General features: G+C 36.1%; 21 protein-coding genes. 16 read left to right on the forward strand and 5 right to left on the reverse strand.

Annotated features, from left to right (window positions below):
• Positions 1-76 precede the first annotated feature (76 nt).
• Both AC2YJL_RS05905 and AC2YJL_RS05910 read right to left on the reverse strand, forming a co-directional pair.
• Positions 77-406 carry a hypothetical protein gene (locus tag AC2YJL_RS05905; RefSeq protein ID WP_230933301.1) on the reverse strand — a complete coding sequence of 110 codons (330 nt, stop codon included), beginning with the start codon at positions 404-406 and terminating at the stop codon, positions 77-79.
• A 266-nt stretch (positions 407-672) separates the two neighbouring features.
• Entirely contained in the window at positions 673-1,104 is a 432-nt protein-coding gene (locus AC2YJL_RS05910; RefSeq protein WP_230933300.1) for a hypothetical protein, read from the reverse strand.
• 992 nt (positions 1,105-2,096) lie between these two features.
• Between AC2YJL_RS05910 and AC2YJL_RS05915 the strand changes: the two genes are divergently transcribed.
• The 3 genes from AC2YJL_RS05915 to AC2YJL_RS05925 all read left to right on the forward strand — a co-directional run bounded on the left by AC2YJL_RS05915 (position 2,097) and on the right by AC2YJL_RS05925 (position 5,167).
• A complete protein-coding gene (locus tag AC2YJL_RS05915) occupies positions 2,097-2,294 on the forward strand; it encodes a ChaB family protein (RefSeq protein ID WP_028409873.1) in 198 nt (65 codons plus the stop codon).
• Positions 2,295-2,732: 438 nt separating this feature from the next.
• Entirely contained in the window at positions 2,733-3,365 is a 633-nt protein-coding gene (locus tag AC2YJL_RS05920; RefSeq protein ID WP_230933299.1) for a TetR/AcrR family transcriptional regulator, read from the forward strand.
• 80 nt (positions 3,366-3,445) lie between these two features.
• Positions 3,446-5,167: an MFS transporter gene (locus tag AC2YJL_RS05925; RefSeq protein ID WP_230933298.1), complete on the forward strand. Its 1,722-nt coding sequence runs from the start codon at positions 3,446-3,448 to the stop codon at positions 5,165-5,167.
• A gap of 354 nt (positions 5,168-5,521) precedes the next feature.
• Here AC2YJL_RS05925 and AC2YJL_RS05930 read toward each other — a convergent pair whose 3' ends face one another.
• Positions 5,522-5,716, reverse strand: a complete 195-nt coding sequence (locus tag AC2YJL_RS05930; protein ID WP_230933297.1) for a hypothetical protein — start codon at positions 5,714-5,716, stop codon at positions 5,522-5,524.
• Positions 5,717-6,279: 563 nt separating this feature from the next.
• On the opposite strand from AC2YJL_RS05930, the gene AC2YJL_RS05935 reads away from it, so the two are divergent.
• Both AC2YJL_RS05935 and AC2YJL_RS05940 read left to right on the forward strand, forming a co-directional pair.
• Positions 6,280-7,725 (forward strand): DHA2 family efflux MFS transporter permease subunit, encoded by a 1,446-nt coding sequence (locus AC2YJL_RS05935; RefSeq protein ID WP_230933296.1) that lies wholly within the window; start codon positions 6,280-6,282, stop codon positions 7,723-7,725.
• A gap of 97 nt (positions 7,726-7,822) precedes the next feature.
• A complete protein-coding gene (locus AC2YJL_RS05940; RefSeq protein WP_230933295.1) occupies positions 7,823-8,290 on the forward strand; it encodes a hypothetical protein in 468 nt (155 codons plus the stop codon).
• A gap of 382 nt (positions 8,291-8,672) precedes the next feature.
• Here the strand turns inward: AC2YJL_RS05940 and AC2YJL_RS05945 are convergent, their stop codons facing one another.
• Positions 8,673-9,821 (reverse strand): lysozyme inhibitor LprI family protein, encoded by a 1,149-nt coding sequence (locus tag AC2YJL_RS05945; RefSeq protein WP_230933294.1) that lies wholly within the window; start codon positions 9,819-9,821, stop codon positions 8,673-8,675.
• A 143-nt stretch (positions 9,822-9,964) separates the two neighbouring features.
• The gene (locus AC2YJL_RS05950) at positions 9,965-10,951 is read right to left on the reverse strand and encodes a hypothetical protein (protein ID WP_487374669.1); all 987 of its coding nucleotides are present in this window, start codon (positions 10,949-10,951) and stop codon (positions 9,965-9,967) included.
• Positions 10,952-11,330: 379 nt separating this feature from the next.
• Between AC2YJL_RS05950 and AC2YJL_RS05955 the strand changes: the two genes are divergently transcribed.
• The 11 genes from AC2YJL_RS05955 (at position 11,331) to AC2YJL_RS06005 (ending at position 19,700) form a co-directional block, all read left to right on the forward strand.
• Positions 11,331-11,837, forward strand: a complete 507-nt coding sequence (locus tag AC2YJL_RS05955; protein WP_230933292.1) for a hypothetical protein — start codon at positions 11,331-11,333, stop codon at positions 11,835-11,837.
• 90 nt (positions 11,838-11,927) lie between these two features.
• Positions 11,928-12,734: a DUF2262 domain-containing protein gene (locus AC2YJL_RS05960; RefSeq protein WP_230933291.1), complete on the forward strand. Its 807-nt coding sequence runs from the start codon at positions 11,928-11,930 to the stop codon at positions 12,732-12,734.
• A gap of 224 nt (positions 12,735-12,958) precedes the next feature.
• Positions 12,959-13,324 carry a DUF2089 domain-containing protein gene (locus AC2YJL_RS05965; protein ID WP_230933290.1) on the forward strand — a complete coding sequence of 122 codons (366 nt, stop codon included), beginning with the start codon at positions 12,959-12,961 and terminating at the stop codon, positions 13,322-13,324.
• A gap of 11 nt (positions 13,325-13,335) precedes the next feature.
• Complete coding sequence (locus tag AC2YJL_RS05970) at positions 13,336-13,725, forward strand: SHOCT-like domain-containing protein (RefSeq protein WP_230933289.1); 390 nt, start codon at positions 13,336-13,338, stop codon at positions 13,723-13,725.
• 10 nt (positions 13,726-13,735) lie between these two features.
• On the forward strand, positions 13,736-14,017 hold the full coding sequence (locus AC2YJL_RS05975) for a hypothetical protein (RefSeq protein WP_153253988.1): 282 nt from the start codon (positions 13,736-13,738) through the stop codon (positions 14,015-14,017).
• Positions 14,018-14,463: 446 nt separating this feature from the next.
• On the forward strand, positions 14,464-14,862 hold the full coding sequence (locus AC2YJL_RS05980) for a DoxX family protein (RefSeq protein ID WP_013084346.1): 399 nt from the start codon (positions 14,464-14,466) through the stop codon (positions 14,860-14,862).
• A 141-nt stretch (positions 14,863-15,003) separates the two neighbouring features.
• Positions 15,004-15,942: a ring-cleaving dioxygenase gene (locus tag AC2YJL_RS05985; RefSeq protein ID WP_230933288.1), complete on the forward strand. Its 939-nt coding sequence runs from the start codon at positions 15,004-15,006 to the stop codon at positions 15,940-15,942.
• Positions 15,943-16,097: 155 nt separating this feature from the next.
• A complete protein-coding gene (locus tag AC2YJL_RS05990) occupies positions 16,098-16,664 on the forward strand; it encodes an NADPH-dependent FMN reductase (RefSeq protein ID WP_043980920.1) in 567 nt (188 codons plus the stop codon).
• 174 nt (positions 16,665-16,838) lie between these two features.
• Positions 16,839-17,483, forward strand: coding sequence for an isochorismate family cysteine hydrolase YcaC (gene ycaC / locus AC2YJL_RS05995; protein WP_230933287.1), 645 nt, complete (start codon positions 16,839-16,841; stop codon positions 17,481-17,483).
• A gap of 252 nt (positions 17,484-17,735) precedes the next feature.
• A complete protein-coding gene (locus AC2YJL_RS06000; RefSeq protein WP_230933286.1) occupies positions 17,736-18,827 on the forward strand; it encodes a low temperature requirement protein A in 1,092 nt (363 codons plus the stop codon).
• A gap of 36 nt (positions 18,828-18,863) precedes the next feature.
• Positions 18,864-19,700 (forward strand): alpha/beta fold hydrolase, encoded by an 837-nt coding sequence (locus tag AC2YJL_RS06005; RefSeq protein ID WP_230933285.1) that lies wholly within the window; start codon positions 18,864-18,866, stop codon positions 19,698-19,700.
• Positions 19,701-19,831 lie beyond the last annotated feature (131 nt).

Raw genomic sequence — 19,831 nt, forward strand, 5'->3', positions numbered from 1 at the left:
TGAAACTTAAAAACTAGCCCCTAATTGTCAGGCTATGCCTAACGATTGGGGACTAGTTTTTAAGTAGTATCTTTTTTCAATAGGAAGATACATAATACCAGTTCTTATGTACTTTCTCTATTTGTTTAAAATCTCCGTCAAAATCGCTTTTTGAAGGTTTATGATCATTTGGGTCATAGACGAATCCTGAAAAATTGTCTAGCATCCCGCGGTACGTAAAGAAAAGAATTGATGTTTCTTTTCCTTTGGTTTCTAATACAATTTCTCCTCCACCTTTAGACAATTGAGTATACTCTTTAGGTAATTGAATAAGTGATGGACTATCAGACAAGTTAGGTTTAATCACGTCATTTTCTATTTTAGCCGCAATCTCTTCTCTCTTACCTTGGTGGACTTTGAAGTTCAAATCCAAGTTTACTTGATCAAAGGGAAAGAAGAACCATAATCCGATAGTAATGAGCTGAATAACAAACGGCTCCCACTTTCTACTATCATATCAACGAGATCCCACTGGAACAACGATACCAGAATAACTAACAAACTACTAAATAACGATAAAAGCAACAATTGACTACGTTTCACACATTTTCCTCTTTCTAAAATCATTCTTTTTATATTAAAAGCCTTATGTATCATAATGTGAATTTTGTGAGAGGCAAAAGCCAATCTTAATTAAACTTTCTTTCTGTTAAAAATCTTGTTCATGAGTAGCAAAATATGATAAAAAGTATTAGCTGCAAGAATACCTAAAGCAAAAAAATAAAATAATAATTGGTAATCTACCTGAATTCCTTCAAACAGAAAGTAAAATGCTAAAGCAGGAACTAATCCTGCTAACGAGTACATTAATAGTTTAGAAAAGTACATTTTTCTTGTCTGCATGTTACGTGCTACCATATCAATTAGATAGGAACAGATAATTCCAACAACTATATAAACGGGCAAAGTATACATGAACGTAAATACGAATGTATCTGTAAAGCTAAAGTAATAAACATTAGGTTCTTTTTCACTTTCAGGTGTTAAGCTAATGATTCCGTAGACAGTACTAAAAATAGCGGTAGATAAAATGGATATAACAACTAATTTTATAAAACGACTCAAGATAGTTCTCCTTTAATTCTATACTCATTTCAGCAGTTTATCTTTCCTAGTCTTCTTGTTTACTTCAATTGAATTTCAGCAGAGATAAATCGCTAGTGCTAAATAAATCTGTGGGCTATCTTGACCCACCCCAAGTAAGAGATTCCTAAAATAAAAGCCCAAAGAAATGCTACACGAATAGTTCTAGGTATAGAAATCCACAGCTTTAGCATGTTCCAAAGTAAGTGATCTTTATTCAATTTTTTCATTCTCTTCACCTCAATTATGTGATAGCTTTGATTCTTTATATGTTGATATTATTAGTGTAAAAAAGACCTCCTAACAAAAGAAGGTCTTTTTATTTAACTAAAGAAATGAAAATAATGCTAGTCTGAAATAGACAGAATGGCTCGCGGAACAGTGTAAAAACAATCATTTTAGTATGTTCCTTGTTCTTAATTCTCTTTTTTTATGTGTACACTGTTCAATACATTTTTGTTTTAAGAAACTTTTTAGCTTGTTTTCTTTTTTATTTAGTTCCTGTATCACTATGAATATACTTGTAGCAACTGAGAAGATTAGTCCTTCAAATATAACGATTAATCCCTTTACATATACATCTATAAGGTCAAATCCACTTATCTTATGAGAAGCGTAAAAAATTAAAAACAAACCAAATAATAAAGTAATTAAAGAAATTAAAAGAGACATTATGCTTTTTTTAAGAACGATATTTACAAAAAATATGAAAGCGGAAATTATGCCGATACCTAATCAATTGGTAAGAATAAAAGACATACACATTCCTTTAATCTGATTCCTTTTTATACCATTTTACCATAATTATATAGAAGAAACTCATCAAAAAGAAGCCCTTCCTATAGTTAGCGAGAGCTTTCAAAATGAATATGATTAGCCTAAAAGTTATTCATTCTCATTATTTATTAAATGTTTATACTCATTAAGAACAGGTAAATCAGTAGTAAACGATGTTTTCAAGGAGGAATACGATTATGCCCTACAATTCATTAAAAGAATTGCCTGATGGAGTAAAAGATAACCTTCCTCATCATGCTCAGGAAATTTATAAAGAAGCATTTAATTCAGCTAGTGACGAATACAAAGAAGAAGCTACGGCTCATAAAGTCGCTTGGAATGCAGTGAAAACAAAGTACAAAAAAGATGATGATGACAACTGGGTGAAAAAGTAGCGAGAAAAGAGCTTAAGAGTAGTTTAGTGGAATGGAGATCCGAATGATAAAATGTTCGGATCTTTTTATTGTGATTGTGAACGTAGGTTTCGTGTATGCAGGTGCTTCTAGCTGGTGCATACTCAATTAAGTGACTGATTTCACCATTACCATTTCTTTTGAACGTTTCTACAAAAGATTTTGTTCCTGCGCTCACGCCATCCATATCTAACAACCAAATGATTCGTTCTTAATCAGTTTTTGATATTGACAGACTGGTTATATTTTGTGAGACTTAATATACATGATGTTCATTAGTTTACATCATGTGCAGAATGTGTGTTGAGCATACATGGTAGTTTAAATAGTTAATTACTAGAAAAGGCCTAAATGGCTGCACCTATACAAGTCCCAATCATATGTCTAATACTTAATAAAAGTTATACAAGGAGACGAATGATGTTTAAAAAAGCAAAAGTAGATCCCAGGATAAAAAGAACAAATAAATACTTAAGAGACGCTTTAGTCGAACTTCTTAAAGAGAAAGACGTTACATCCATTACGATTCAAGAAATTACGGAAAAAGCGGAATTAACGCGGGGAACATTTTATTTGCATTACCAAGATAAGCAAGACTTTCTCATGCAGAGTATGAATGAAGTTCTAGAAGAGCTAATAGAGAAAGTAAAACCAAAACAAAATAATGAGGATTCCTCAGAAGTAGAAGAAAACGATGAATCCGTTTCTTTCTTAAAGCTTTTTGAATTCATCTATGACCATGCCGATTATTTTAAAGTTATGCTAAGTGATCGAGGATTACCTCAATTTAGAAGTCATATGACGGAAATTGTAAAGAGAAGAGTGTACGGAGAGCTAATCTCTTCGATTGGAGAAGCAGAGGATGGACTTGATATCCCTAAAGATATCCTGATTAGCTATATCACATCAGCTCATATAGGTGTGATTTGTTCTTGGTTAGAAAGTGATATGAAGTTTAGCCCTGCATTTATGGCTGATAAATTAACCAGGCTAACACTTTTAGGGCCAATTCGAGTGGCAGGCTTAGAAAATAAAATAAAGCTTCCTTACTGAAGCTTTATTTTTTAGTTTGTTCAAATAAAGATATTATTTTTAGTTTTTTACAATCATGAAAGGCAGAAAGGAATTGTAGTATGAAAATAGAAAAACACTGGGGGATTTCCTTACTGGCAGTTTTAGCTATTGGTCCTGGTTTAATGTTAAACACGTCATTAAATTCTATACGTGAAATTCTCCAACAAACGTTTAACAATCAATCTTATATTTCGATAACACCGGTTTTAATAGGGGTTATAAGCTTTGCATTTTTTATTCCGTTTGGACCTATCCTTCGACACAGAATAGGGGAGAGAAGGACTTATGTTCTTTCGATGTGTTTGTTTCTTATCGGAGCTATCGTAAGTATTGTGTCTAACAGCTTCTTAGGAATGGACATTGGTCGTTTTTTACAAGGAACAGGAACGGGTTTAGCACTTATGATGATGATTCCAATGCTGGTTCTTTCTTTTCCAATTCAGAAACGGAACTTGGCATTACTGATTCTTATTGGCGGATTTTATGGATCTAGCGTTGTGGGTATTTTTCTCGGAATGCTAGTGAACAGCTACGGACACTGGAGATGGTTATTTTATATAGCGGCCGTACTTTCCTTACTGGGAATAGGTTTTAGCTACAAATTTTTAACAAATGATCACGCCAAGCAACAGCACAAACATCATGAACCATTTGACATCATCGGTGTAGCGTTAATGTTTATGGTTACCGTATTTATTACGTTTACATTACTTAACCTTCAAAAATCAGGATGGGCATCTACTTATGTATGGATAGGCATAGTGGGAAGCATCACTTTTTTATGCTTTTTATTCGCAGCAGAATGGCATATTAAAAATCCGTTAATTCCCTTTCGATTAGTGGCTTCTCGAAAACCAGCTCTTGCTATCTTAATTGCTGTTATAGGCAATATTAGTATGAGTTTAACTCTTTTATCTCTACAAGGATTGCTTAAAAGCGGATCCGGTTTTGATAAAGGAGACACTTCACTGATCTATATCGGGCTTTTTGCGGGAATAGCAATTGCGGCCGTATTAAGTGCCGTATTATATGATAAAGTTGGACCGGGAGTATTAGGTATTATAGGAGCGGTCATTATTATGGGAGTGAACATACAGTGGATGTATGTAGACGGTCATGCTTCTGCTTTCCTCTTTGTTAGCAGCTTTGCCGCTTTAATCGCAGGAGTAGGGTTCACAGTTGCTGCAGGTCTTATGGGTGCAGCTTTAGGCGGACCACTACCAAGTTTAGTCCCTCGGATGGTCACGGTTCAATTTATAAGAGTTACAGTATCTGCAGTCATCCCTGTAATCAGCAGCATCGTCTTTGCCAAAGTGTATAAAGATCACCTTGCAACAGTAAGCGCAGAGAGCCAGATGGCTAGTAAAGAAAATTTCGCGCAATCTCTACATGTAAAATCTGAAATCATTACGTATCATACATTTTCTACGTTTTCGTGTGTATTGAGCATTGTGGTATTAATTCTCTCGTTTTTGATGTTCCTAACAGGTAAAGGCCACAAGCTGGCTCATAAGCCTCATGACAAAGAAACACATAAAGAAAAGCAGAGTACCGAAGAGGTTCCCAATAAAAAAGCTGCTCCCGTTTTTGAGCGTTCGCCTAAAGAGACTGTTTCGAATGGAGTCATTGGTGACAGCGAGTATAGAGCAGCGCTAAAAAAATTTGGTCAGTCTAAACCTTCTGCTGATAAAGTGCTGCATATGAGAGATCAAGACTATAGAAAAGCTCTTAAAAGGATGAAGGATATGGGGCAAGAAGTTAAACTGAAGAAATTTCAATAAAGAACAAAAAGAGCAAACTCGCGTGGCAGTGAGTTTGCTTTTTTCATTTCTACGGGTGCGCTTTACAGAATACAAAAATACAGAGGAGAACCTAGATGAATTCCGTCATTTATTAAAAGGGAGACACTGAATTCAATAATTCTGTTCAGAGCTACCCATTACCCACATAAATTTTAACTATAATATTCTTCTGCTTAGAAGAATATCTTTTTAGTTAGATGAATTTAGTATGTGAATTGAAGTTGGAGAAAAAATGTTAGTGACCCGAATAGGAAAAAAGAGACTACCCTATAAGATATTGTATGGATATAAAAGGACATTACTTTTGTAGATAACGTCCTTTTACATAGCTAATTATTCTTTTTCAGCTACCGTAAAGTATTGGACGTTCCTTTTAACAATGACCAACTCATTTGATAAGTCCAATATTTTACTTTTATCTTCAAACCTATACTGGATGTAGTTCTTTGCACGAATAAGTGATTTAGCTTCAACTAAATGACTTATTTCACCGTTAATTAGATGAAATGTTACTTCATACTTTTTCATAAGAAAACACCTCCATAGTATCAATTTTTACTATTACTTCATTTCTGATACTATTTCTTTTGACTGATGATTAAAAAGTTAGTTGTATTCTGTTAGGACAAACGGAACAAAAAGCATATAACAGAAACAAATTTTAATTGTCACAGGGCACCAAGTTAGGTATATAGCTGTTGTTATTTAGTATATTTTAGATGGAAACAGTACTTATAGCTGTGTTACAATATTCCTGTTATATAGAGTGAAATTCATTTTATCGTTCTATTTCGTTTTAACTTACTTATTAAAAATTCCATATTATGAATGGAAATTAGTTTACATAGGAAGGTTTCTAAAGTTGATTTAGAAATGAAATGGAGAGGGATCTGTGGAAAGAAACGAATTTAGAAGACAAAAAGCACTTCGATCAAAAGAGAAGAGAAAGAAAAAGCTTAGTCAACATAATGCCTTAAACCTATCACTAATCTTTATATCAATATGCATTGTTTGTCTGCTAATCAACCTATCATTGAGATAGAAAAATGTTCACCAAAAAGAGTATGTAAAAGAGAGGAAGACAATTTAATATGAGTAATCAACAAACAGTAGCCGAAAGCTCTAACATCAAAGTGCTGCCGATTATTACGTCGTTTCTTATTGCTGGATTTATCGGTTTATTTAGTGAAACAGCTTTAAATATGGCGTTAAAGGAGCTAATTTCTGGCTTTGGCATTCACGAAACAACCGCACAGTGGCTGACAACAGGGTATCTGTTAACGTTAGGAATTTTGGTACCTATTTCAGGTTTTATTCTTCAGCGTTTTACGACCAGACAGCTTTTTATAGCATCTCTAATCTGCTCCATCATTGGAACATTTATTGCCGCTATTGCACCAACTTTTGGGGTACTCATGATTGCCCGTGTCGTGCAAGCCGTTGGAACTGCTTTACTCTTACCGCTTATGTTTAACACGATTCTTGTTATTATCCCGCCGCATAAACGTGGAAAGTCAATGGGGATTATCGGCCTTGTTATTATGTTTGCGCCAGCTGTGGGACCAACCGTATCAGGCTTAATCTTAAAAACATTAACGTGGCACTGGATTTTCTGGATTTCACTTCCGCTGTTATTTGTTGCCTTAGTGTTTGGAGCTTTCTTTATGCAGAACGTTACCACACCAACGAAACCAAAAATCGATATGATTTCTGTTGTTCTTTCAACAATCGGTTTTGGCGGAATCGTGTTTGGATTTAGCAGCGCCGGAGAAGGCGGAGGCTGGGGAAGTCTACAGGTTATTCTAACTCTTGTGATTGGAGCTATTGCGTTAGTTGCATTCTCTATTCGTCAAACGAAGATGAAAGAGCCAATGTTAGACCTTAAAGCCTTTAAGTATCCGATGTTTACAATCGGTCTTCTGTTAATTCTAGTCTGCATGATGGTACTGCTGTCTGCGATGATGATTTTACCTTTATACTTACAAACATCACTAGCTTTATCAACCTTTGCCGCTGGCCTAATGCTTCTTCCTGGAGGAGTGATTAACGGAATTCTTTCACCGGTTATGGGCGGATTATTTGACCGCTTTGGTCCTAAATGGTTAGTTATCCCTGGTCTTGTAATTGTAGCCGGCACCATGTATGGTTTTTCAACCGTAACGCTGGAAACGTCAACAGGGTTTATCGTTGCTCTGCACATTGCGCTTATGATAGCTATTTCGATGATTATGATGCCGGCTCAAACAAACGGATTAAACCAGCTTCCACCTGAGCTGTACCCGCATGGAACAGCAATTATGAACACTTTACAACAGGTTTCTGGCGCAATTGGAACAGCTGTTGGAATTTCCATTCTTTCATCAGGTTCAAGAAGCTTCCTTGAGACGGTATCAGATAAAATGGATCCATTAAACCAAGTTCTTGCCTTTACCAACGGTGTTCAACATGCGTTCATCTTTGCGATCATTGTTTCCATTGTTGGATTGATTATCTCGTTCTTTATCAAGAGAGTTAATGTTGAACAGAAGGCGCATTAATAAAAAACACAGACCATTATAGATGGTCTGTGTTTTTTTTGTAATAGGCGGACACTATAAGAAGAACTAGATAAAATACATTGAGGTGAGTTCACTTATGATATCAAGAAAACACTTAGGATTTAACTTATCCATAATAGCGATTCCGTGGTTATCATTGTTGTTTATAGGAAAACGCAGCATAAAACGTTATTCGTTAGCAGGGGTTTTTATTATTATCTTAGAAATTATTAATCATTTGTATGGGCATCAGAGGAAGTGGTGGAGATTTTATGACAAAAAAGATTCGTTTATAAAAGATGAACTTCCTTTTAGCATTGGACCTTATATGCCACTTTCAATGTGGCTGCTTAAATCTTCGTATGGCAACTTTAAGAAGTTTATATTACTGAATATTATAGTTGATGGAATCTTTGCTTTTTACTTTATTGATGTTCTTAAAAGGTTAAAAATTGTAAGTTTAAACCGATTAAATCATTTTCAATTTTTTATCTATCTTCATTACAAAGCATATTTGTTATATGGAGTGCAGTATTTATTTGAAAAGGTGAAAAAATGGAGTTGATTTAACGACTTATATGGAATCATATACGCCCCTTTTATATGTTTGCAACGAAACATGAGAAAATTATCAATATAAGTTAAATAAGCAGTGCATTTTTATTTAACTAATTCAAATAAACGGAAATTACAAAAAGGCGTTTCTCCAGTTAATTTATAAAATAGAGGAGTGCGTTTAAAAGGGCACCCAAACAGAGATAATAAAATAAAAGAGAGAGAAGGTTATTCCTTCTCTCTCTTTTATTATTGTACTTTAGTTTTTACATATTTGATTGATAGAGCTACATGTACTAATAACTCTTAATGATTGTGCCTAGAAGATCGTGCTTCGTCCGCGGCATGAACAGCATAATAAGATGCTTCATTAGCTGCTCTTTTTGCTCCACTTATTTCATATAATTATTAACTAAATCATAGCAGCGGTCTCTTGTAACTTCCCATAATGTACGTACTTGTTCAGCTTGAGATAAAGTACCGCCACCTTCTTCATCAAAAGTTGCTTGAGCAGCTGCATCTCTAGACTTGATCCATTGACGTTGCTCAGCTTGAAGTTTATTCATTTCCGAAGCGGACAATTGCGTCTTTAAGACACCATAAATTTCATTCAACAAACCATCCCACAGTTGGTAATTCTGTCCGTACTGCTGCTTTCTTTCAAAATCGCTTTCAGAATTGGCACTAACTTCTAACATATCTTTGGTATGGTTCAATTTATATACATATTCTTCTTTTTTACTAGTAGTTGCTGGGCTGTTTGTAGCTGTTTGATTATCTGTAGACTGATTTTGGTTATTCGTTGCCTCGCTCTCTGAAACGGTTGTTATTGGGCCGTTTTTAGCGATATCTGTTAGATATAGACTGTTATTAGTAAAGATTGCAGAGTACATCCAATTATATTTTTTAGTAGTTTTAGCACCACTAGGTTTAATAACAGTTACAGTTTCTTTAGTTGCTATTTTGTATAGTGCTCCTTTTGAAGATTCTCCTGTTTTAGTAAAGCTAATTACAGAAAAGTCTTCCCATCTTTCCTTGATACCTTGTTTGTATAACTTACTTACTAATGATTTCTGTTGATTATAAAGGGAGCCTTTGAGACCATCGCTAACATAGTACTCGAATCTTCCCGTGTTAATTGCTTCTGTTAGTCCATTTATGTAATCACCCATAAAAAGGGCTGCTGTATCACTTGATGGAACAAATGTATTAGTAGGTGCTGGATTGTTACTCCCTGAATTACTTTGATTGCTAGAATCAGTTTGTGAATCATTTTTATGAGTGGCAGTTGCATTATTACTACCTGTCACATTTTGCTTATTATTTGCAGGAGTGCTAGTATTTTCTTCAGTTTTACTTTGAGTCATGTTGTTAGTGCTACTGCTATCTTGCTTAGTCTTAACAGCACTACTATTTTTAGCTTCTTGATTAGTACCTTTTTCTGTTTCTACTGTTTTTGAATCTGCTTTTTCCTCTGATTGGCAGCCGCTAACTAAAAATGTAGTTGCTGCTACTAATGAGATTAAACCTTTTTTGTACATGATTGTTCCTCCAAATTAATATGTATATTGTATCTATGTTTAATAGTATAGGTAGAATTTCGAATCGACTCATCCTACTTCAGCATCTATCAAATTCATAAAATAAAAAGAACAAAAGGGAGACCTTTACTTCCTTTCATTATTTATTGTGCTGAACAAAAACCGTCAGAATCTTCTTCTGCTCCTTCATGAGCTCTATAGCAGTGATCTAAAGTCGGACTTGATCCGTCACCACTTGCAGCTAGTTCTTCTTGGATTTTTTGGGAAGCTTCTGGCGATAACCAGTCACCAATGAAATCCATTACATCATTTGCAGCTTCAACTGATTCCATTTGATCTTGTGTTAATTCTGGTTGCTCAGCTGGTTCTTGAGAATCAGCCTCAGCTTCGTCTTGTTTTTGAGCAGCTGCAGCCTCTTCTTTCGCTCGTGCATCAGCCTCAGCCTCAGCTTTAGCCTGTGCCTGTGCTTCTTCTTCATCCTTTTTATCAGCTTCAGCTTGTGCTTTAGCTTCTTGATCTGCCTGCTCTTGTGCCTCTTTATCAGCTTTAGCTTGTGCTTCTATAACTTCTGCAGCCTTATCATCAGCCTCAGTTTTAGCTTTTTGATCTGCTTCTAGTTGCGTATAGTAATCATCTAACTCTTTTTTCATTTGCTTTTGTTCAAGGTCAGATAGCTGCGCTTGTTGATTTTGAATTTGGCTTTGCAACGTAGCGATTTGATTTGCAGAAGCATTGTCAATTATATTAACGTCTTGAATATAGTTAATGTCATTATCAAAGGTTACCTGCATTATAGAAAAAATATTTTCTTCTTGGTTGATTCCATAATAAATATATTCGTTGTTACCTACTTGGATATATTGATAACCAGCCATCAAATCCATAAGATAATTCCGGTCTGCATTATTAGCATTTGCAGCCTTTTGCAATTTAGTAGATTTAGTATGTAGCGTGCTAGGTGATGCTTCTTTTAAAGTATCTGCTGTACCTTTAGAAGCTTCTTTAGTATGTACTGCTGTTTCTGACTTCGTTTGTTCTTGTCGAGATGCTGGTTCACTATTTTCTTGCCCACAAGCTGTTAACGCTAAAACTAGCAGAGGTACTCCTAAAGCAATTTTTAACATTTTCATAGTTGTATTTCCTCCGTATTTCTCTTTTTTTTACTTTAATATAATTCTTAAGGATCATAAAAAGCCTTTCCTATTATACCAAAAATAACTATTAATGCTCATATTTTCTCAAAAATCCCAAAAAATAATAATTCTTTTCTATATCAAGTGGCTGCCTTTTGCCGTGTCAAAACAAAAAGCTCTTAGATAAACTTGGAACCTGTGTATTCATATCAAAAGGGATAATGTACTATAGTAACGGTAATTCGGAAAAGTGTTTTTATTAAAGAAGAATAAGTAATCTAATTGATGTCTGCTTTGCGGGATACTAAAATTAAGCGTAGCAAGTCAAAACATATTTCTACATAGCAGTAAAAACATAGAAGGAAGAGGGGAATAAATGAGTCACTCTGAGTTTTCTAAACAGAATTACACAATCTCTAACTTCAAGCAAAAGGGGTATCAAAAGCTTGTTCTATCTAAACCACTTGATGAACATGCAGCGGAAAAATGGAATAGTAGTGAATACGAAGCAGAAGTCCCAGTTACAAGGCAATGGTTTTGGAGTACGGATATAGGAGAATGGAAAGAAGTTGAAATTACGGTAGAGGGAAATAGTGAAAAGCCATATGAGGAATTCGTTGAAATGGCAGATTGTATATTAGAACAACTACATATCTATCTTAAAAGGTCATTGAAGTATTTAAAGCAGTTCATTTCTTCGCAAAAATTCAGCGTCTATTATCTGTCCGCTGTAAGTTTTGGGCGGCTTTTAAATTTTGACGGACATATTCTTGCAGGATTTTCTTTAGCTTTTGTTTATGGGGATTACCCCAATGCCTTTCAGTATAAAGTAAAATTCAACAGAAGCGGATGGCCTATCGGTTTTGAAGGTGGACCGTTATAAAAAATAAGAGTAGAGAACGACATATCAGTTTGTAACTATATATTTAGGGCGAATTTTTCAACAGCAGTTAAAGAGGGGAATGTACATTAAATGAGTAAATTCAGTGAAAAAAAGAAATTTGAAAAAGGATTCTCAGAAGAAGTAATTGACATAGTAGCGGTTACAGGTTCAGTAGGGATTGGTGCTGGAATGTCCAGTGGAGAGACTTTATGGACAGCATCAATTGATTTAATTGCATGGAAAAGTTTAGAGAGAAATGAAGCAGTCAAGAAAGAAGAGATACAGCTTAGATGGTTAGTGGACGAGGATGAAGTGGAAAAAGCAATGAATCTACTGCAAAGTAATACCGTTGTAAAGCTACAAGTACGTACGGGAACGGATTCAATGATGCTCGTTAATATTCTGGAACCAGAGTATGAAGACGGAGAGCTAGAAACGATAGTAAAAGAATCAGTGAAGCCAGTTTATTATTATGATGAGATACTTGGCAAGTTTACACTTGAAAAAAGTATTAAGGTTTTTGAAAGAAACATTGCTTGGGCGAATGAAAAGTGCGAGCTGTATTTTGACTGGCATAAAGATGAAAACATGATAAAGTCTGCGTTGAAGACAGCACATACACTTTTTGAAGAGCAGGATAAATGGAATCAAAAAATTAGAATGTATGCAGCGGCGGAACTGGTCGATCTAGCAAATGATTGGCTGCAGGAAGAGGATGAAATAGAGGGGATTACAAAAGACATGTTTATGGATTTTATGAGTTTAGATACTATATCCGTTTATCCAGAAGGTGATTTTGATTTTTATTTTTCTGATGGAGATATGTTTGCAGGACATAGCATCGTTGTAGAAGGAAATATAAATGGGACTTTTACTAGGGCTCAGATTGCAGGGTAAATAGATCAATTGAATGATAGCTGAAAAGCAATTATGTAGTTTAAGAGAAGGTTTTTATCCTTCTTTTTTTTATTTGATTTTATGTGTACGTTAAAAAGATTATTAATATTATTAAAATGTAAATTTATATTTTTAATTTATTTGTTAAAATTATTTAATTTTATTGTTTTTAACGTTGAATATTTGTTGTATAATCAAATTAACTAAAAGAAGGGGATTTGATTATGGCTTATAAAGTACTTACAAATTGTCCTGTCTGCAGTGAAACGTTAAAAATCACAAAGCTGCAGTGCAGTCATTGTCACACGACGATTGAAAATGAGTTCGAATTATCTAAGCTGGCATCCTTATCAAGTGATCAGCTTCATTTTGTAGAAGTGTTTTTAACATGCAGAGGAAATATCAAAGAAGTGGAAAAGGAACTGGGAGTTTCGTATCCAACCGTCCGAGGCAAGCTTACTGACATCATTTCATCTCTTGGATATGTAGAAAATAAGAAAAATGAAGTAGACGAGAAGAAAGTTGTGTCTATGCTAGAAAATGGTGAAATTACAGCAGAAGAAGCCATCAAGCTCTTAAAGGAAGAATAGGGGGGATTTTTGTGAAAGAGGAAATTACAAAAGTGTTAACAATGGTTCAAGAAGGCAAAATTGATGCAGAAAAGGGATCAGAACTGATACAAGTATTAAAGGAAAAAGAAGAAACAGGCAATACGCTTTTGAAGAAACCGAATGCGTATCTAGATAAAATGTTGAAAATTCGAGTTGTGTCAACTGAAAACGATAATGTAAAGGTGAATTTGCCAATCAAGCTTGTCAAGCTGGTATTAATGGCGGGACACAGCATCGCAGCAAGTATTCCTCAATCAGAAAAATATGTAAAAGATATAGATATAAACCTGATTGTTGAAGCAATCGAAAACGAGTTAGATGGCCAAATTGTTGATATTAAATCGGCGAACGGAGATACCGTTTCAGTCATCATAGAGTAATGGTTTACTTATGATTCATGTAAAAGTAAAAACAAAAGATGTTCGATTTAGCATTCCAGTTCCATATGCTCTTTTAAACATTGCTATTAGCGTTGCTTTTTCAAAATTTATCCAGAAGCATGCGGATAAATGGACAAAAGACCATTTTAAAAGAAAAGGGCTGAATTTCACTTTTCCGATAGTAGATAAAAGCATGCTAAAGCCTATTGTTAAGGAACTGAAGAAACATAAGGGAATGGTACTAGTAGATGTCAAAGCTACTGACGGTACAGAGGTAAGAGTTAAACTATGATTTAGTATAAAGTACAATTAGCTTTAGAGAACTAAATTGCAAATGGCTCCGCTTGTTTGAGCTCATTTAATAAAAGGAGCAAACTCTGGCGATAGGAGATGCTTCTTTTATTTATGTATACGCTTCTGTTTATAGGTATTGAGATAAGTTTTGATACAAAAAAGTGTCTCAATTTGGCTTAGAATCATTAAGTATAGTTGCGTTTCAAAAACCATTGCACTTTTAGTAAGAACAACAAAGTCCACCCATTATATTTTCCACTTCCATGCTCATATCCATATAAAATCATGAATATGTTTTTAATACGTCGTTAAGCGTTTCAACTAGCTGCAAAAAAATATAAAAATTTATGTTGACAGTAGAACCATATGATTTTATAATTATCCTTAATTAAAGATATTTTAATTCGAGATTTTAAATTGATGAAAAAATAGGAGGAATAAAAAATGGTGAGCATTGGTTTGTTGTTAATACGTTTAGTCATTGGGTTATCTTTTATGGCTCATGGAACTCAGAAATTATTTGGATGGTTTGGCGGGCACGGCTTAAAAGGAACGGGCGGCTGGTTTGAATCCATCGGAATGAAGCCAGGTGTTAGAATGGCGTTAATGGCTGGATTATCCGAGTTAGTAGGAGGAGCTTTATTTGCTGCAGGACTTCTTACACCGCTTGGAGCGCTTTTGATTGCGGGAACAATGGTCATGGCGATTGTGAAAGTACACGGCCCGAATGGATACTGGGCAACACAAAATGGGTATGAATATAACCTTACGCTTTTAGTTGTAGCAATCGGTGTAGCAATTGCAGGACCAGGTTATTATGCACTAGATACGTTTATTTTCTAAAAGAGAAAATGGGTTGAATAAGAAAGACGCTTTTATTTTTTGACTAATATCTCGAATTCGAGATATTTGCGATAAATAGTTGTAATTGTAAAAGGGATCACGAAACATATGACGAAAAATGTATCGAAGGAGATGGTGGTAATGAGTAAAAAAACAGCGGGTATTCATCATATCACGGCGATTGTAGGTCATCCTCAAGAAAATGTTGATTTCTATGCGGGCGTGCTAGGATTACGCTTGGTCAAACAAACGGTAAACTTTGATGATCCAGGAACGTATCATCTTTACTTTGGGAATGAAGGGGGAAAACCTGGAACGATTATTACATTCTTCCCGTGGGCAAATGCACGACAAGGAAAAATAGGTGACGGGCAAGTTGGCGTAACTTCCTATGTGGTTCCAAAAGGTGCGATGAACTTTTGGGAACAGCGATTAGCAAAGTTTGGGGTTCCAGCTACAAAGATGGAGCGATTCGGAGAACAGTATTTAGAGTTTGACGATCCTCATGGTTTGCATCTAGAGATTGTGGAAAGAGAAGAAGGCGAAAAGAATACGTGGCAAGCTGGTGAAATTAAACCTGATGTTGCCATTAAAGGATTCGGAGGCGCTACGTTATTATCTGTTAAGCCTCATGAAACAGCTCAGTTATTAGAAAGCGTAATGGGTCTACAAAAAGTAGGGCAAGAAGGAGATTTTATACGCCTTCAATCATCAGCTGACATTGGAAATGTGATTGATTTAAAATTAACAACCATTGGACGCGGGCAAATGGGCGTTGGAACGGTTCACCATATTGCATGGCGAGCAAAAGATGATGAAGATCAGTTAGAATGGCAGAAATACGTAGCCGACAGCGGATACGGAGTAACGGCTGTTCGAGATCGAAATTACTTTAATGCGATCTATTTTAAGGAGCACGGAGAAATTCTATTTGAAATTGCAACAGACCCTCCAGGCTTTGCACATGATGAATCACTTGAAACAATGGGAGAAAAGCTCATGCTGCCTGAACAGTATGAAACTCATCGAGATCAAATTGAAAGAGCTTTGATTCCTTTTGAAGTGAGAGACTTAGACTGAATTTTACTAAAAGAATTCTTTTAGTAATAGTAAAACACTAGTTAAATTCTAAATTAGGTACAAAGAAGGAATTAATTTATCTATATATAAAACTAATATCTATATTTGAAACACCGTGGTAATATGAAATTAATTCCAAGTAAGGAGGTGAATAGATGACAAAAACCATTGGTCTTATTTGTGGAAGTTTACGAAAGAATTCGTATAACCGAATGATTGCTGAGTCATTGACTACATTAGATGACTCAGCTCAATATCGCTGGATTGAAATAAGCAGCCTGCCTTTTTTTAATGAAGACTTAGAAGCTGACGGATCACCCGAATCTGTCGCATCCTTTAGAGCTGCGATTCAAGATGTTGACGGCGTTATTATAGTTAGTCCAGAGTACAATTCAGGAATTCCAGGAGTGTTAAAAAATGCCTTAGACTGGGCATCAAGACCTCGGACTTCTTCTGTTTTAAACAGAAAACCAGTTGGACTAATTGGCGCAACACCTGGAGGCTTCGGTACGGCTTTTGCTCAAATGCAAACGAGAGAAGTACTGGAAGCTATGCAAGTTAATGTTTTACCCTTTCAAAAAATGCTGATTTCGCAAGTTCACGAAAAAGTTGATGCTCAACAAAAGGTACTAACCGATGAATCAACAAAACGTTATCTTCAACGCTACCTACAGCAGTTCATTCATTGGATTGATCAAGCGCCTGTTCCTGTTCTAGATTAAGAAAGAGAACACACCTCACGAACCTTCACCTCAGAAATAGCTTTTCTTTCTATATATGTTTTACCTAACAGATCATAAATGAAATCCATAAAACCGTTCAAATTATAGACCGCTTGTAAGGAATGGAAGAGGTACATGTATCCTTACTTGCCTTAATTTAAGGAGGATTATAAAATGTCTGATCTTTACTCTCGCCTTTCAAAAGATGATGCTGCCGTGCTTTTAGTTGACCACCAAACGGGGCTTATTTCCGGCCTTGTACGTGACTATGGTGTTGATGAATTTAAAAACAACGTATTGGCTCTTGGTGATACGGCTAAATTCTTTAATTTACCGGTTATTTTAACAACTAGCTTTGAAAATGGACCCAACGGCCCGCTCATGCAAGAACTCATTGACTTGTTTCCTAATGCGCCAAAAATAGCTCGTCCTGGACAAATTAACGCGTGGGACAACGAAGAGTTTGTTAAAGCCATTAAAGCGACTGGGAAAAAACAGCTGATTATCGCCGGTGTAGTAACAGATGTCTGCGTTGCTTTTCCTGCACTTTCTGCCATCAAAGCAGGCTACGAAGTGTTTGTTGTGACGGATGCTTCAGGGACGTTCAATAAGCAAGTAGCGGATGCAGCATTAACGCGTATGGCTCACGGGGGTGCACAGCTTATGAACTGGTTTAGCGTAGCGTGCGAGCTGCAGCGTGACTGGCGCAACGACGTTGAAGGTTTTGGTAATTTAATTTCTAGTCATCTTCCTGGTTATCAAAACTTAATGGGCAGCTATAGAGGAGCTCAGCGCGATTTCAGCAAGCAGAGTGTCTAACATAGCGGAGCTTCATCTTGCTAAAGGTCGTTCTCTTTACATATAAGACATGAAAGTAGAATGGCATCTGTGGATCATTTATGTGACGGAGAAAACGTAACGACATAAGATAAATTGTTAGATAGGTGAGCCGGCTGATGAACAGCTGGCTCACCTATCTTTTACTACGCTACCTGTCATGATGCGTCTCTTGTATATAAAATAAAGTATATTAACGACAGCCTGATAAATGATAGGAAGGGATGCGGAGTAGTGGAAGAAAAAAAAGTTACGTGGCTGGAGCTTTTTTATGATTTGTTATTTGTGGCAGCCGTTGCGACTGCTACGCATGTTTTGCTTCACGTTGAACAAGGGTATATTCATGGAGAGTATTTGTTAAAGTTTGCACTGATCTTTATTCCGATATGGTGGGCGTGGACGGGACAAACGATGTTTATCAATCGATTTGGACAAGATTTTTTACATCAGCGCATCTTTATGATTTTTCAAATGCTGTTTGTTCTTATCATGATCTCAAGCCTGTCCGTAGATTTTGATCAATATTACGTGTCTTTTTTGATTGGCTATATCGGGCTAAGAGCGTTAACCTCAATTCAATATCTTATTGTTCAGAAATTTGAACAGGGTGAGAGAAAAAAAGTTGCTGTGTTTTTAGGAACATGCTTTGGAATTGGGATTTTTATCTCGCTTCTGTCGCTCTTTTTTGATTCATGGGTCCGCTACGCCGTGTTATATACGGGAATTGCAGTGGACATGATTTTACCTATTTTAGGACATAAACGGTTAGCGAAATTACCCACCAACACCGCTCACTTGTTAGAACGCTTTGCGTTACTAACATTAATTCTGTTTGGAGAATCCGTTGTCAGCATTCTTGCTGTGATACAGCCACAAAAAGGGGACTGGAATACCATTTTATTTGCGGTTATTTCATTTGTCCTGATCATTGCCATGTGGTGGCAGTACTTTGAGAACGTAGAAAAGAAAGTGAACAAGTCTATCCAAAGAGCCGGACAAACGATTATTTACGGACACTTACTTATCCTCATGTCTCTAAGCATGATTGCAGCATCGATTAAGCTGATGTTTTTACACGAAGTTCAGTACACATTCAGCTTATATTTTGTATTCGGATCCGTGCTGCTTTACTTCATGGCAACCACTCTTGTTTTTCACCAGTATAGATTCGAAGAACATCGTTTGAAAGTGTATCATTTAGGCTTGTTTTTAGGGATTTTAGCTGTGTTTTTTATTATTAACTTACTTTTAGTCGTCCCGAGCACCCTCATCATAGGAGAGTTAGCCATCTTTTTTATTATCTACGCTAGGTTTACGACCACTTAACCAAATAAAGAACGACTATATACTGGAGGTAGCGAAATGGCAAAAATTAATGTAGGAACAGAAAATGAAGCACCTATTGAACTATATTACGAGGATCATGGGACAGGGAAGCCGATTGTCTTAATTCACGGCTGGCCGCTAAGCGGACGATCTTGGGAATATCAAGTTCCGGCTCTTGTTGAGGCTGGACACAGAGTCATAATGTATGACCGCCGAGGATTCGGAAAGTCTTCTCAGCCATGGGACGGCTATGATTATGATACATTCGCTGCTGATTTACATCAGCTGCTAGAACATTTGGATTTAACAAATGTGACACTAGTTGGGTTTTCAATGGGCGGCGGAGAAGTAGCTCGCTATGTAGGAACTTACGGAACGGATAGAGTAGAAAAAGCTGTATTTGCAGGAGCTGTACCACCATTTCTTTATAAGTCAGAAGATCATCCTGAAGGAGCATTGGATGATGCAGGAATCCAAGAATTTGAAAACGGCGTAAAAAATGATCGCTTAGCTTTCCTTGATGATTTTACAAAAACATTTTTTGGGGTTGAAGCCGGAAATGACTTAGTCAGCGAACCATTTCGACTTTACAACCGGGATATTGCAGCCGCCGCATCGCCTAAAGGTACACTTGACTGCATAGCTGCTTTCAGCAAAACGGATTTCAGAGACGATCTAGCCAAATTTACAATACCTACTCTTATTATTCACGGTGATGCAGACGAGATCGTTCCATTTGAATATAGCGGAAAACGAACGCATGAAGCTATTTCTGGTTCCAAATTAGCTTTAATAAAAGGCGGTCCGCACGGCTTAAATGCAACGCATGCACACGAATTTAACGAAGCGCTGTTGTCATTTTTAAGAAACTGAATGCAAGTGAATGTTTGATAAGTAAAAACAGCTCGGCAAATAGTTAATGAACAGAAGAAGTGACCAAAGGGTCACTTCTTTTTTGTTTTTTTAAGCCGATAGAAAAGCTTACTATAGTAAGGGATGTCATT

It is taken from the genome of Priestia sp. SRI_019, from assembly GCF_057586255.1.

Bases quoted from the DNA above. Each gene is read 5' to 3' on its own strand.
- AC2YJL_RS05990 (WP_043980920.1), top strand. From the start codon at position 16,098: ATGACAAAAACCATTGGTCTTATTTGTGGAAGTTTACGAAAGAATTCG.
- AC2YJL_RS06005 (WP_230933285.1), top strand. From the start codon at position 18,864: ATGGCAAAAATTAATGTAGGAACAGAAAATGAAGCACCTATTGAACTA.
- AC2YJL_RS05985 (WP_230933288.1), top strand. From the start codon at position 15,004: ATGAGTAAAAAAACAGCGGGTATTCATCATATCACGGCGATTGTAGGT.
- ycaC (WP_230933287.1), top strand. From the start codon at position 16,839: ATGTCTGATCTTTACTCTCGCCTTTCAAAAGATGATGCTGCCGTGCTT.
- AC2YJL_RS05950 (WP_487374669.1), bottom strand. From the start codon at position 10,951: ATGAAAATGTTAAAAATTGCTTTAGGAGTACCTCTGCTAGTTTTAGCG.
- AC2YJL_RS05945 (WP_230933294.1), bottom strand. From the start codon at position 9,821: ATGTACAAAAAAGGTTTAATCTCATTAGTAGCAGCAACTACATTTTTA.
- AC2YJL_RS05975 (WP_153253988.1), top strand. From the start codon at position 13,736: ATGATTCATGTAAAAGTAAAAACAAAAGATGTTCGATTTAGCATTCCA.
- AC2YJL_RS05920 (WP_230933299.1), top strand. From the start codon at position 2,733: ATGTTTAAAAAAGCAAAAGTAGATCCCAGGATAAAAAGAACAAATAAA.
- AC2YJL_RS05960 (WP_230933291.1), top strand. From the start codon at position 11,928: ATGAGTAAATTCAGTGAAAAAAAGAAATTTGAAAAAGGATTCTCAGAA.
- AC2YJL_RS05965 (WP_230933290.1), top strand. From the start codon at position 12,959: ATGGCTTATAAAGTACTTACAAATTGTCCTGTCTGCAGTGAAACGTTA.
- AC2YJL_RS05925 (WP_230933298.1), top strand. From the start codon at position 3,446: ATGAAAATAGAAAAACACTGGGGGATTTCCTTACTGGCAGTTTTAGCT.
- AC2YJL_RS05980 (WP_013084346.1), top strand. From the start codon at position 14,464: ATGGTGAGCATTGGTTTGTTGTTAATACGTTTAGTCATTGGGTTATCT.
- AC2YJL_RS05955 (WP_230933292.1), top strand. From the start codon at position 11,331: ATGAGTCACTCTGAGTTTTCTAAACAGAATTACACAATCTCTAACTTC.
- AC2YJL_RS05930 (WP_230933297.1), bottom strand. From the start codon at position 5,716: ATGAAAAAGTATGAAGTAACATTTCATCTAATTAACGGTGAAATAAGT.
- AC2YJL_RS05915 (WP_028409873.1), top strand. From the start codon at position 2,097: ATGCCCTACAATTCATTAAAAGAATTGCCTGATGGAGTAAAAGATAAC.
- AC2YJL_RS05935 (WP_230933296.1), top strand. From the start codon at position 6,280: ATGAGTAATCAACAAACAGTAGCCGAAAGCTCTAACATCAAAGTGCTG.
- AC2YJL_RS05940 (WP_230933295.1), top strand. From the start codon at position 7,823: ATGATATCAAGAAAACACTTAGGATTTAACTTATCCATAATAGCGATT.